The sequence below is a fragment of the Streptomyces sp. NPDC048590 genome (assembly GCF_043199535.1).
Taxonomy (GTDB): domain Bacteria; phylum Actinomycetota; class Actinomycetes; order Streptomycetales; family Streptomycetaceae; genus Streptomyces.
In genome coordinates, this window is the sequence record NZ_JBICWC010000008.1 from 249645 (window position 1) to 262072 (window position 12428).

Annotated in this window: 11 protein-coding genes; 7 read left to right on the top strand and 4 right to left on the bottom strand. The window is 71.6% G+C overall.

The genetic code is table 11. The features are described from left to right. Positions 1–105: 105 nt before the first annotated feature. The 3 genes from ACGFNN_RS24025 (at position 106) to ACGFNN_RS24035 (ending at position 1738) form a co-directional block, all read left to right on the top strand. The gene (locus tag ACGFNN_RS24025; RefSeq protein ID WP_393558809.1) at positions 106–642 is read left to right on the top strand and encodes a DUF309 domain-containing protein; all 537 of its coding nucleotides are present in this window, start codon (positions 106–108) and stop codon (positions 640–642) included. Positions 643–789: 147 nt separating this feature from the next. Continuing rightward, the gene (locus tag ACGFNN_RS24030; protein WP_362554125.1) at positions 790–1212 is read left to right on the top strand and encodes a DUF350 domain-containing protein; all 423 of its coding nucleotides are present in this window, start codon (positions 790–792) and stop codon (positions 1210–1212) included. Between the two features lie 64 nt (positions 1213–1276). Further along, positions 1277–1738: a hypothetical protein gene (locus ACGFNN_RS24035; protein WP_393558810.1), complete on the top strand. Its 462-nt coding sequence runs from the start codon at positions 1277–1279 to the stop codon at positions 1736–1738. Positions 1739–1761: 23 nt separating this feature from the next. Here the strand turns inward: ACGFNN_RS24035 and ACGFNN_RS24040 are convergent, their stop codons facing one another. Genes ACGFNN_RS24040 through ACGFNN_RS24050 form a run of 3 tightly spaced genes read right to left on the bottom strand, consistent with a single transcriptional unit; the run spans position 1762 to position 5884 of the window. Then, entirely contained in the window at positions 1762–3036 is a 1275-nt protein-coding gene (locus ACGFNN_RS24040) for an FAD/NAD(P)-binding oxidoreductase (RefSeq protein ID WP_393558812.1), read from the bottom strand. Further along, the gene (locus ACGFNN_RS24045) at positions 3033–4454 is read right to left on the bottom strand and encodes an FAD-dependent oxidoreductase (RefSeq protein WP_393558814.1); all 1422 of its coding nucleotides are present in this window, start codon (positions 4452–4454) and stop codon (positions 3033–3035) included. The genes ACGFNN_RS24040 and ACGFNN_RS24045 overlap by 4 nt, the downstream gene beginning before the upstream one ends. After that, positions 4451–5884, bottom strand: coding sequence for an FGGY family carbohydrate kinase (locus tag ACGFNN_RS24050; protein ID WP_393558816.1), 1434 nt, complete (start codon positions 5882–5884; stop codon positions 4451–4453). The genes ACGFNN_RS24045 and ACGFNN_RS24050 overlap by 4 nt, the downstream gene beginning before the upstream one ends. Positions 5885–6258: 374 nt before the next feature. On the opposite strand from ACGFNN_RS24050, the gene ACGFNN_RS24055 reads away from it, so the two are divergent. Both ACGFNN_RS24055 and ACGFNN_RS24060 read left to right on the top strand, forming a co-directional pair. Continuing rightward, entirely contained in the window at positions 6259–7266 is a 1008-nt protein-coding gene (locus ACGFNN_RS24055; protein WP_393558818.1) for a hypothetical protein, read from the top strand. Positions 7267–7341: 75 nt separating this feature from the next. After that, entirely contained in the window at positions 7342–8871 is a 1530-nt protein-coding gene (locus ACGFNN_RS24060) for an amino acid permease (protein WP_393558819.1), read from the top strand. Between the two features lie 22 nt (positions 8872–8893). Here the strand turns inward: ACGFNN_RS24060 and ACGFNN_RS24065 are convergent, their stop codons facing one another. Then, the gene (locus tag ACGFNN_RS24065; protein WP_393558821.1) at positions 8894–9655 is read right to left on the bottom strand and encodes a sulfite exporter TauE/SafE family protein; all 762 of its coding nucleotides are present in this window, start codon (positions 9653–9655) and stop codon (positions 8894–8896) included. Between the two features lie 143 nt (positions 9656–9798). Here ACGFNN_RS24065 and ACGFNN_RS24070 point away from each other — a divergent pair, with 143 nt between their 5' ends. Continuing rightward, entirely contained in the window at positions 9799–10926 is a 1128-nt protein-coding gene (locus tag ACGFNN_RS24070) for a substrate-binding domain-containing protein (protein ID WP_393558823.1), read from the top strand. Positions 10927–11029: 103 nt separating this feature from the next. Continuing rightward, positions 11030–12397, top strand: coding sequence for an ABC transporter substrate-binding protein (locus ACGFNN_RS24075; RefSeq protein WP_393558825.1), 1368 nt, complete (start codon positions 11030–11032; stop codon positions 12395–12397). The last annotated feature ends 31 nt before the right edge of the window (positions 12398–12428 follow it).

Below are 12428 nucleotides of genomic sequence, written 5' to 3' on the forward strand. Positions count from 1 at the left end.
CCTCCCCTTCCAGGGTGGTTGCGGAGGGTTCCGAGCCTAGTCGCGCGCGGGTGTTCGCGGACAGGGTTCTCAGGTTTCTCCGCAGGTGCGAGGCACAATCGAGGGGTGGACTCATCTCGCAGGGACCGTGACGAGGAAGGGCGGGCGCGCAACGCGCGCCCCCGGGACGGGCTGGGGCGCCCCCTGCCGTACGGGACCCCGGGGGTGGAGCGCCAGCCCGAAGGGGTGGTCCGCTCCCCGGACGGGACGGTGCGCGAGGCCCAGCGGCTGCTGGACGCGGGGATGCCCTTCCACGCCCACGAGGTCTTCGAGGACGCCTGGAAGTCGGGAGGGGAGGGCGAACGCGAACTCTGGCGCGGACTCGCACAGTTGGCGGTGGGCCTGACGCATGCGGCTCGCGGCAACTCGGTCGGCGGGGCGCGGCTGCTCAGGCGGGGCGCCACCGCGCTGGAGAGCTTCCGGGAGCAGGCGCCGTACGGGCTCCGGGTGGACGGACTGGTGGACTGGGCGCGAAAGCTGGCGGACCGGGTGGATCCCGGCAGCCGCCCTCCGGGGTCCGGGCGGTCACCGGAGGGCGGGCGTCCGGACGCCGGGGCCGTACCGGTCGTCGACGCGGCCGCGGAGGCTCCTCGGTTGAGGTGAGGGACCGGTTCGGTCGAGGTGAGGGACCGGTCGATGTAACCCGCACGCGCGTGCGGTAGGTTTTGCTCCTTCTTGACCGCGTGTCGATCACGCGGCTCAGGTTCACGTGCCCTTCCTCGACCACTCGCTCAGGAGACGGACGCCCGGATGACCGACATCGTCAACGGCCTCGGCCGCGCCACCGCATACGGAGCCCTCGGCGTCGTACTGCTTGTTCTCGGCATTTTTCTGATCGACGCCCTGACGCCGGGCAAGCTCGGCCGTCAGATATGGGAGGAGCGCAACCGCAACGCGGCGCTCCTCCTCAGCTCCGCCCTGCTGGGCATCGGCGGCATCGTCTTCACCTCGATCTGGACGACGTACGAGGACTTCGGCAAGGGACTCGCCTCCACGGCCGCGTTCGGGCTGCTCGGGCTGGTCATGATGGCGGTGGCCTTCCTCGTCGTCGACCTGGTCACCCCGGGAAAGCTGGGCGCCACGCTGGTGGAGCGCGAACCGCACCCCGCGGTATGGGTGACGGCCGCGTGCAACCTGGCGGTCTCGGCCATCGTGTCGGCGTCGATCGCCTGATCCACGCGCCGTGTTCGCACAGCCGGGCGAACACGGCGCGGCCCAGCCGTTACGATCCGGCCTCATGAGCATCTCGGACCAGGAGCAGGATCAGAAGCCGGAACGCCGGCCGGAACCCGTGCGCGACGCCGGACCCACGGAGGACGCCGGTCGCGCCCAGGGCGCCGGTCTCGCGGGGCAGACGGGTCCCAAAGGGGACGCCGGTCCGGTGTCGGCGGGTGAACAGGACGTGAGCCCCGATGACATACCCGGGGCCGACGGCCCGGAAAGCAGGCTGACGCCACGTCAGGCGCGTCGGCTGCGCGTCGTGCTCTCCTCGGTGGGCATGGCGGCCATGGCCGTCGTGCTCGCCCTGAGGATCGCGAGCCGTTCCTCGGTGCTGGTCGTCGGTGTGTACGGGCTGGCGCTCATACTCTGCGGTGTCGTGATCGAGCTCAGCAGGAACGGCAGGACCCGGCTGGGCAGTTGGCTGCTGGCCGCGGGGCTGATCGCGGCCGTGGGCGCCGACTGGCTGCTGATTCCCTGAAGCGGGCGGTTGCCGCCGGCCACTCAGGACACGGTGATGCTCACCGGCCCTCCGTCCGGGTCGACCCGGTCGAGCCACTCGGCGTCCAGGAAGAACGTCCTCCCGGAATCGACCGTCGACAGCAGCCGCCTGCGGTGGAGTTCGTCGTCGCCCTGCCATACGGCGAGCAGGGGACGGGACAGCCGCCGCGCCGAGCGCAGCAGGAACCGGTCCCCCTGCGGCCGGGTCCGGTGCGGTCCCGTCACATTGGGCGCGATCCACAGCAGCGGCGGCTCGACGGCGAGCGGTGTCCCTCTCCCACCGTCGACCACGTCGGTACCGGCGAGCCGGTGCAGCACCGGCACGGCGACCGCCCGCCCCTCCTCTGCCGCGAACCCCGCTCGTTCCACGGCGTGCAGCAGGTTCCCGACGGCGAAGACGCCCGGCCGCGAGGTGCGGAACGCGCTGTCGTACGCCGGGCCCCGGGTGCCGGGGTCGAGCTGGAGGCCGCCGCGCCTGGCCAACTCGTGGTCCGGGATGAAGTCCCCGGTCAGGACGACGGTGTCGCATCGCAGCGTGGTGGTGCGTCCGTCCTCGTGGCGGACCGAGACCCCGGTCAGCCGGGGACTCCCGGTGAGTGAGGTCACGGTGGCGCCGGTGAGCAGCGGGACGCGTACGAAGCGGGGGCCGAGCCCGCGTGCGGGACGCCCGGTGACCACCGCCACGACGTGGACCCCGGCTTCGCGCAGGGTGGCGATGGCCGCGTGGGCGACGGGTTCGTCGCCCACCACGACCGCGTCGGTACCGACCGGTTGTCCGTACAGATGGACGGCCTGCTGGAGTTCGCCCGTGGTGTAGACCCCGGCCGGACGGGTGCCGGGGATGAGGCGGGCGCTGCGGGGGCGTTCGCGGGCGCCGGTGGCAAGGACCACGGCCCGGGCGGTGATCCTCTCGAGCCCGTGCGGGCCGGTGACGTCCACGGTGCGTTCGCCCGCCCAGCCGGTCACGGTGAGCCCGGTGCGCAGGGTGGCGCCCGCTGCCTCGGCGTCCGCCACGGCGCGCCGTGCGAAGTCGGGTCCGGTCCGCCCCCTCCGCGCGTACGCGGATCCGGCCGCCGACGCCCAGGCGTACAGAGACCTGTCGAGGGGGCCGCCGAAGCCGCCGTGGTGGCAGTGGCGGGGGATGCCTCCGGCCTGCCGCTCGCGTTCCAGGATCTCCACCCGGTCCGTTCCGGCCGCGGCGAGTTCGGCTCCCGCCGCGAGGCCCGCGGGGCCGGCCCCGACGACCAGTACGTCGACCTGCCGTTCCGCTCTGGTCACCGGCGTGCCTCCTCGAACAGGGCGCGGACGGCGGCGCCGCAGTGGAAGCCCTGGCAACGGCCGCCCCTGGCCCGGGTGCGGCGTCGCAGTCCGTCCAGGGAGCGCGGTGGGATCGTCGAGGCCAGCGCGTCCCGGATCTCTCCGAGGGTGGCCTGTTCGCAGTGGCAGACGACGGTGCCGTACGCCGGGTCCCGGGCGATCATCGCGGCACTTCGGTAGGGCCGGTCGCCCGCCTCACCGAGTCCGGGCATGGTCACGGGTGGCAGCGGGCGGGGCTCTCCGGTTCTCAGGCCCGTCTCCTCCAGCAGGGCCATGACGTGGCGTGCGATGGCCATGGACGCGGTGAGGCCGGTGGAGCGGATGCCGCCCACGGCGACGTAGCGCAGTCCGGGGTACTCCTGGATGCGGTAGTCCTCCTGCCCGGTGGCGGCGCGCAAGCCGGCGTAGACGGCGGTGACCTCCTCGTCGAGGAGGTCGGGCACGATCCGGCGGCCCTTCTCGCGCAGCAGGTTCAGGCCTTCGGCGGTGGATCCGGTGTCGGTCCTGTCGTCGATGTCTTCGGCGGTGGGGCCGAGCAGGATGTTGCCGAACACGGTCGGGGCCACCAGGACGCCTTTTCCGGCCGGGCCGGGGACGGGCAGGAGGATATGGCCCACGAGGTCGCGGGCGGCCTTGTCGAAGACGACGAGCTGGCCGCGGCGCGGGGTCACGGTGAACACGTCGTGGCCGAGGAGCCTGTCGATCTCGTCGGCGTACAGTCCCGCGGCGTTGACCAGATGACGGGTCCGGAGAGGGCCGCGCGAGGTGGTGAGGGTGTGCCCGCCGGCGTCGGTGACCACGTCGCGCACCCGGCAGTTCAAGTGCAGGTGGACGCCGGCCCTGACGGCCTGGGTGGCGAAGGCGAGCGGGGTGGTCCACGGGCAGATGATGCTCTCGCCGGGTACGTGGAGGGCGCCGAGCGCTCCGCTCCCCAGGTGCGGTTCCAGGGCGCGCAGTTCGTCCGCGTCGATGAGGCGGGAGTCGTGGCAGCCGTTGCGTCCGGCCTTGGCCCGCAGTTCCGGAAGTGCCGCGAGCTGGTCCTCGTCCCATGCGACGAGCAGTGCGCCGACCCGCTCGACGGGGATCCCGGATTCGGCGGCGTACGTGGCGAGCAGACCGTGCCCCTCCCGTACGAGCCGGGCCTCCAGCGAGCCGGGGACGGCGTCGAATCCGGTGTGCAGGATCGCGGTGTTGGCCTTCGAGGTGCCGTTGCCGATGTCGTCGGAGGCGTCGAGCAGCGCGGTGCGCAGGGGGTGGCGGGCGAGTTCACGGGCGATGGCCGCGCCGACGACGCCTGCCCCGACGACGGTGACGTCGTAGATGTCCTGTGCTCCCCGCTCCCGGGCGAGCGGGCCGGTGGTCGTGAGGGTGGGGGTCATGCGCGCTCCAGCAGGTGGTCCACCGCGGTCCGGAACGTGGCGAGTCGCTCCGCCGCCTCCGCGGGACCGATCATCGGTTCGTACACGGCGGACGGCCGCCACTCGGGTGTCACCCGGCCCGGCGGCAGCCCCGGCTCGAGCCCGAGCCGTGCCGTCACGCCCGCTCCCAGGGCGGTCGCGTCGGGGAGGGCCGACACCTCGACCGGTCGTTGCAGCAGGTCGGCCTGGGTCTGCATGAGCAGGGAGGACCGGGTCAGACCGCCGTCGACCCGCAGCGAGGTGAGCGGGGTGCCCAGGTCGCGGGCGACGGCGTCGGCGAGCGAGACCACCTGGGCGGCGATGCCCTCGCACAGGGCGCGCACCAGATGCCCCGCGGTGGTGCCGAGGCCGAGGCCGGTCATCGAGCCGCGCAGATCGCTTCGCCACCAGGGGGCGGCGAGGCCCGCGAGGGCGGGGACGAAGGTGACTCCGCCGGTGTCGGGGACCGAGGCGCCGACGGGGTCGAGGTCCTGGGCCCCGGCGATCACCCCCAGGTCGGTGAGCCACCGGACAGCCGACGCGGCGGTGTAGACCTGTCCGTCGAGGCAGTAGTCGGTACGTCCGCCGAGGCGCCAGGCGACGCAGCTGACCAGTCCGCCGGCGCCGGTGACGGGACGGCCACCGGTCTGCGCGAGGAGGAACGCCCCTGTGCCGTAGGTGCACTTGGCCTGACCCGGCTCCAGGGCGTTCTGGGCCAGCAGCGCGGCCTGCTGGTCGACGATGAGGCCGGTGAGCGGGATCTCCCCGCCGAACGCGGTGGTGGTGCCGACCGGGCCGGCACAGTCGACGACGGCGGGCAGTCGCTCGTCCGACAGACCGAAGATGTCCAGGGCCGCGGCCGACCATTCGACGTCGTGCAGACCGAGCAGCTGGGTACGTCCCGCGGTGGCGGCATCGGTGACGAAGGCTCCGGTCAGCTGATGGATCAGCCAGGAGTCGCTGGTGGTCACGACCCCCTCCCTGGTCAGCTCGCGGCGTATCCAAGCCATCTTGGGGGCGGCGAAGTACGGATCGACCGGAAGGCCGGTGAGGCGCTTGAGTTCATCACCGTGCGGCTGCAGTCCGGCGCAGAGCCGTTCCGCGCGCCGGTCCTGCCAGACCAGGGCGTCGGTGAGCGGACGGCCGGTGGACGGGTCCCAGGCCAGCACCGTCTCGCCCTGGTTGGCGAGGCCTACGGCCGAGACCGGTTCCCCGGCATCCGCCACGGCCTGCCGGCCGGCGTCGAGGACCGAGCCGATGAGCTCGGCGGGATCGGCCTCCACGAGCCCCCCGGGGCCGTACCGGGGCCGCACGGGCGCGGAAGCGGAACCGATCACACCCCGCTCGGGGCAGATCACCAGCGCCTTGGTCCCTGACGTCCCCTGGTCGACGGCGAGTACCGGTCCTGTCAATCCACGCTCCAGCCGTGCGGGCCGCCCGGACCCGGGCGGAATCGTGATCATCCGGTCGCCGCCCCACAGTCGTGCAGCGCGGGCCCTGCGTCAACCCTTGCCGGATCATCCCGCGCGAGTCCGCCTTGAGTGGGTCAACATCCGGTCGACGGGGGCAACTTGAGTAAGATCCACGAAGGCACCGAGCCGCTGGTGCCAACAGCCCTACACTCACCGCCGAACGACCGACCGGACGCTCTGCGGGAACAGTTCCTCGCCGAATCATTCAACCCCCCACGTTTCTCGAGGATTCATGACCAGAACCGACTTCGCCGCGCCGGTATGCCCTGCGCACCGCCGCTCCCCCACCGCGCTCACAGCGTCAGGGTGCGTTCATGGCCGCCGGTGACTTCCGGCCGGTCTACCACCCAGCCGGCCACGATCACGCGCTGCGCGTCGCGTTACAGGACCTCCGGACCGGTCGTTGGCTCGCCATGCGGAATCTGCTGGACAACACGCCCGACTGGACGTCGTGGACCCAGCGGACCCAGGTGCTCGCGGCCGTCGCCGCCGGCTCGGACACGGTACGCGCCTGGCTGACGGAGGAGCCGGGAAGCGTCGCGGCGACCGTGATGCTCGCCAGGGTGACCGTGGAAAGAGCGGTCCGCGCCCACCGGGAGCGGCGACCGGGCGCCCACGAAGCGTGGACGGAGGCGTGGGAGCGGTGCCGTTCGGCGGCGGACACCGCCCCGGGCGACCCCGTTCCCTGGGTCTGTCTGCTCGCTCTCTCGCAGATCGACGAGGGGCAGCGGCTGGAGGAGCACCGTCTGCTGCCGCCCGGCCCGATGCTGTTCCCCGGACCGTGGGGGCTGCTCGCCGAGGCGGACAAGCGCGATCCCTTCAACCGCGAGGCCTACCACCGGATGCTGCAGTTCGTCTATGCGCGCCAGGCCGGCGGGACGCTCTCCCAGGCGGTCAACTTCGTCCAGTGGGCCGCGTCGTCCGCCCCCGAGGGGTCGGCCCTCCACGTGCTGCCGCTGTACGTGCGCGTCGAGCGCTACCGGCGGGAGCACAGATACGAGCACGCCCTGGACCTGCACTGGGTGACCGAGGACGGGGAGCGTGACGCTCGGCGCGCCCTGGAGAACTGGTTCGCCGTCGCCGACCCCGCCACACGTTCGCTGCTCGATCTCAACCATCTGGCCCACGCGCTGTGGGGCTCGCTCAGATTCACCGAGGCGGCACCGGTGTTCCGGGCGATGGGCCCGTACTTCACGCCGCTCCCCTGGGCGCACCGCACGCGCCCACCGCACGATCCGGCCGGTACCGAGGACGTGTTCCTGCGTGCCCGCAGCCGATGTCTGGCGGCCGGACGCGAGCCGGAGAGAGGACCCCATGGCTGAGGGATCCGTCCCACGCCCCACCTGAGCCCTCTCCACCGTTCGTACGTCCCCCATCCCCCACCGGAGGTCATCCCCATGTCCATATCCGCCTCGACCCCGTCGAGCACGGAACCCGTTCCGCAGAAGGACGAGGAGCAGCGGTTGCGCGAACTCGGCTACCAGCCGGTGCTGGCACGCCGGATGGGCGGCTTCGGGAACTTCGCGATCAGCTTCTCCGTCATCTCGATCCTCTCGGGCTGCATGACCCTGTACGGCTTCGGCATGTCGGCCGGCGGTCCCGCGGTGATGCTGTGGGGCTGGGCGGGTGTCGGCCTGTTCGTGCTGTGCGTTGGCATGGCCCTGGCAGAGGTCACCAGCGCGTACCCGACGTCGGGCGCCCTGTACTACATGGCCGACCGGCTGGGCGGCCGCAAATGGGGCTGGTACACGGGCTGGCTCAACCTGCTCGGCCTGCTCGGCGCCATCGCAGGCATCGACTACGGGGCCGCGCTGTTCACCGGTGCCCTGCTCAACCTGCAGTGGGGGTTCGATCCCACTCCGGGCTCCACGATGCTGATCTTCCTCTGCATCCTCCTGCTGCACGCCGTGCTGAACCTCTTCGGTGTGCGGCTGGTGAGTCTGCTCAACTCCATCAGCGTCTGGTGGCACCTGGCCGGTGTCGCCGTGATCGTCACGGTTCTCGCGGTGGTGCCCTCGAACCACCAGTCGCCGTCGTTCGTCTTCACGGAGTTCGTCAACGGCACCGGGTGGGAGAACCCGGTCTACGTGGCGGCGATCGGTCTGCTCCTCGCGCAGTACACCTTCTGCGGGTACGACGCCTCGGCGCATCTGTCCGAGGAGACGTCCAACGCGTCGGTGACGGCGGCCAAGGGAATCGTCCGGGCGATCTGGGTCTCCTGGATCGCCGGCTTCGTCCTGCTGGCCGGGCTGACGTTCGCCATCCAGGACTACGCGGGCACCCAGAACAGCGCCACCGGCGTGCCGCCGGCCCAGATCCTGATCGACGCCCTGGGCACGGCCGGGGCCACCGCGATGCTGCTGATCGTGATCGCGGCCCAGCTGTTCTGCGGCAACGCCGAGGTCGCGGCGGCGAGCCGGATGGTGTTCGCGTTCAGCCGTGACAACGCGCTGCCGGGTTCCGCGCTCTGGCGCAAGGTGAGCGCGCGTACGCAGACCCCGGTGCCCGCGGTGTGGCTCTCGGTGGGGGTGGCCGCGCTGCTGGCGGTGCCGTCGCTGTATTCCGCGACCGCCTACGGGGCCGTCACCGCGATCAACGTCATCGGGATCACCCCGGCGTACGCCATCCCGATCTATCTCAAACTGCGGGCCGGTGACCGGTTCCAGCGAGGCCCGTGGCATCTGGGCGCCTGGTCGAAGCCGATCGGCTGGATCGCCGTGGCGTGGGTGGCCGTCGTGAGCGTGCTCTTCCTGCTGCCGCAGTCCTCGCCGGTGACCGTCGACTCGATGAACTACGCGTCGATCGCCCTCGTCGCCGTGCTGGTCCTGGCCACGGTGTGGTGGTTCGTGGCGCGCCGTTCGTACAGCACCCCGTCGGCGTACGGCAACGCCCGTGAGCAGGCGGAGATCTCCGAGGGCATCGTCTGAACCCGTTCCTGAGGGGCGGTCTTCAGCGCAGGAGCAGCTGGAGGCCGCCCAGGACGGTGGCGCCGATCACGATCCGGTCGAAGAGCTTCTGGTTGATCCGGCCCACGCAGGCGCGGCCGAGGTACGCCCCGGGCAGGACGAACAGCACGAGGGCGGCGTCCAGCAGGAGCGAACGGGCGTCGATGAGGCCGAGTCCGACGCTGAAGGGGACCTTGGAGGTGTTGACGATCAGGAAGAACCACGCCGACGTCCCCAGGAAGCCGAGCTTCTTGAACCCGGCGGAGAGCAGGTACAGCGACATCACCGGGCCGCCGGCGTTGGCGACCATGGTGGTGAACCCGCCGAGCGTCCCGTAGGAGCGGGCCTTGAACCGCGCGGCGCGCGAGGGCCCGCCGTCCTCCTCCGGCACCGCCTCGGGCCCGGAGCGCCGGCGCCAGACGGTGACTCCTGCCATGAAGAGCAGGATCGCACCGATGGAGGTGCGTACCGCCTCGTCGTCGGCCCACATCATGAAGACCGTCCCGGCCACCACGCCGACGGCCACGGCGGGGAACAGTCTCAGCAGGGTGGGCCAGTGCGCGTGACGCCGGTAGACCAGCACGGCGAGGAGGTCGCCCGCGATCAGGATCGGCAGCAGCACGCCGGTCGATTCGCGGGCCGGCAGTACGGCCGCGAACACCGCGAGGCTGATCGTGTTGGCGCCGCTGACCGCGGTCTTGGAGAAGCCGACAAGGCAGGATGCCGCCGCGAGCAGGGCCAGTTGCCAGAGTGTGAGGGAGTCCATCGCGGATCAGATGGTAGACGCATCTTCCTTCCTGCGGATCATCACCCCATCCCATGACCACCTGGATGACGTCTTCCTGACTATGCTGCGAACGCTCGCGAAAGCGTTCAAACGAACATCGCACAGTAGGCAAGGGGGCCAGCATGCGGGAGCCGGTCGAGCTGAGGCGCAAGCGCATTCTCGCGGTGGTGCACGCGCGGGGCGCGGTCAAGGTGAGCTCGCTCGCCACCGAACTGGACGTCTCCGCGGTCACGCTCCGGCGGGACGTGGAGGAACTGGCCAGGACGGGGATGCTGCGGCGGGGGCACGGCGTGGTCCGGCCGATGGGCGAGGCCGGACCGTCCACGGCCGTGCCGGCCGCGCGGAGCGGTGAACCGTCCGGACCCGGCGACGAGGGGGCCGCGATCGCGCTGGTCGTCCCGGAGCGGCACTCCTACCTCCACGAGACGCTGCACGGCGCCCGGACCGCACTGGAGGAGGCCGGGGCACGGATCGCGCTCCACATCGCGCCGCAGGCCGCCGGGGCCGAACGGCCGCAGGTGGAGAGGGCGCTGGCCGGTGGGGCCCGTGGTCTCCTGATCGCTCCCCGGTGGCGCAGCGCCGCCGGGGAGGAGGCCGACTACGGCTGGCTCGCCGAACTGGACGTGCCGACCGTCCTGATGGAGCGACGACCCCGGCCCGGCAGCGCGTTGCACGCCCTGGACACGGTGTGCTCGGACCACTGGTACGGAGTCCATCTGGCCGTGGACCACCTGATCTCGCTGGGGCACCGCAGGCTGGTGATGGCCGCCAGGAACGACAGCCCCACGGCCCGCTCCATACGGGCCGCGTTCGCCGAGATCGCGGCGTCCCGGCCGGAGGTGGAGGAGTGGTCGGTGGTGCTCAGCTCTCCGAACGCGGGCCCCGGTGAGCCCGGCGCCCGGGAGGAGGCACCCGACCTGACGGCGCTGCTGCGCGAACGCCGGGTGACCGGCGCCGTCCTGCACGGCGACGAGGACGCCCTGATGCTGGTCCAGCGGATGGCCGAGCGGGGCATCCTCGTTCCGCGGGACTGTTCCGTGGTGGCGTACGACGACGTCGTCGCGGCGATGGGCAGCACCTCCCTGACCGCCGTCGCCCCGCCGAGGGCGGAGATCGGGCGGGTCGCGGCCGAGCTCCTGTTGCACCGGCTGGCTGGTCCGGCGGCCGCCGGCCCGGTACGCCGGACCGAGTTGCTCCCCCATCTCGTGGTGCGGGGATCGACACGGAGGCTCCCGGACTCCGAGGACTGATCGATTGAACACTTAAAGCTTCTTTTGATCGATCTATTGACCACGTTCGCTCAGCCGATCAGGATTCCCGGTGTCTCGAATCAGGAGCCGCGGGAGGCGCAACATGCCTGGTCGACAGAGCCGTCGATCCGTGCTCGCCACGATCGCCGCACTTCCCCTGACGGGCGCTCTGAGCGCCTGCGGGGGCGGGGGCGGGGACACACGGTCTGGCAGTACGAGCAGTACCGGTACGTCAGTGAGCAGCAGGACCGGCAGGAAGACTCGGATCACCTTCTGGTCCGCGCTGCGGGGCAGTCAGGAGGTCGTGGACGCGTTCAACCGCGGACACGACACCATCGAGGTCGATTTCCAGCAGATCCCCTCGGGAGGTCAGGGCGGGTACGCCAAACTCAGCAACGCGGCACGGGCCGGGAACGCCCCGGACATCGCGACCATCGAGTATCCGCAGGTGCCCGGTTTCGCGATCGACGGCGTGTGCCGTGACATCACGGACCTGGTGGGCGACGGTCTGCGGGCGAAGCTGCTTCCGCAGGCCCTCGGGCTCACCACCTTCGAGAAGCGGGTGTTCAGCGTCCCGCTCGACATAGAGCCGATGGTGATGCACTACCGCACCGACCTCTTCGAGCGCTACGGGCTGACCGCTCCGCGTACCTGGGAGGAGTTCGAGGAGGCGGCAAGGACCGTACGCCGCAAGGGCGGTGAGCGCCGGATGGCGCTCTTCCCGACGGACGGCGACACCCAGCTCGCCGCGTTCGCCTGGCAGGCGGGCGCGCGTTGGTTCGACACCTCGGGCGGTGCCTGGAACCTCTCGCTGGCCGATGCGCCGACCCGGCGGGTCGCCGCCTTCTGGCAGCGGCTCACCGACCAGGACCTGGTGTTCATGAACGCGGTGGAGAGCAGGCAGAGCGATGTGCAGATCGCCGAGGGCCTGGTGCTCAGCCGGCTCAGCGGCGCATGGGACGCGGGTGCCCAGATGAAGGCCCGTCCCGCGCAGAAGGGCAAGTGGACGCTGGCACCGATCCCCCAGTGGGACCCCGCCGACCCGGGTGTAGGGACCCACGGCGGATCGACCTTCGCCGTCACCAAGGACAGCCCCCACCCGGAGGCCGCCATGGAGTTCATCGAGTGGCAGGTGTCGCATCCCGACGCCCTGCGCGCCCGGCTCTCCAGCGGCGCGAGCAGCCAGTACCCGGCCGCGCCCGGGCTGGTCGCCACCGGCCGCAAGGCCTTCGACCGCGCCTACTACGGCGGCCAGGACATCTACTCCCTCTTCGAGCGCGAGGCCCAAAAGATCAGGCCGGACTGGGTCTGGGGACCGCGCATGACCGCCACCGGGAAGATCATGAAGGACGGACTGGCACGGGCGAGCGGCGGCCAGGGCTCCATCATCGACGCGGTCCGTGCCGCGCAGGAGGGCACCATGCCGGACCTCAAGGCCCTCGGGCTCTCCACCACACAGCACTCCACCTGACCGGCGATCCGCAACCCCCTTACCCAGCAGC

Excerpts from the sequence above, each read along its gene's own strand:
- ACGFNN_RS24030 (WP_362554125.1), top strand. The coding sequence starts at position 790 with ATGACCGACATCGTCAACGGCCTCGGCCGCGCCACCGCATACGGAGCC.
- ACGFNN_RS24035 (WP_393558810.1), top strand. The coding sequence starts at position 1,277 with ATGAGCATCTCGGACCAGGAGCAGGATCAGAAGCCGGAACGCCGGCCG.
- ACGFNN_RS24045 (WP_393558814.1), bottom strand. The coding sequence starts at position 4,454 with ATGACCCCCACCCTCACGACCACCGGCCCGCTCGCCCGGGAGCGGGGA.
- ACGFNN_RS24055 (WP_393558818.1), top strand. The coding sequence starts at position 6,259 with ATGGCCGCCGGTGACTTCCGGCCGGTCTACCACCCAGCCGGCCACGAT.
- ACGFNN_RS24060 (WP_393558819.1), top strand. The coding sequence starts at position 7,342 with ATGTCCATATCCGCCTCGACCCCGTCGAGCACGGAACCCGTTCCGCAG.
- ACGFNN_RS24065 (WP_393558821.1), bottom strand. The coding sequence starts at position 9,655 with ATGGACTCCCTCACACTCTGGCAACTGGCCCTGCTCGCGGCGGCATCC.
- ACGFNN_RS24070 (WP_393558823.1), top strand. The coding sequence starts at position 9,799 with ATGCGGGAGCCGGTCGAGCTGAGGCGCAAGCGCATTCTCGCGGTGGTG.
- ACGFNN_RS24075 (WP_393558825.1), top strand. The coding sequence starts at position 11,030 with ATGCCTGGTCGACAGAGCCGTCGATCCGTGCTCGCCACGATCGCCGCA.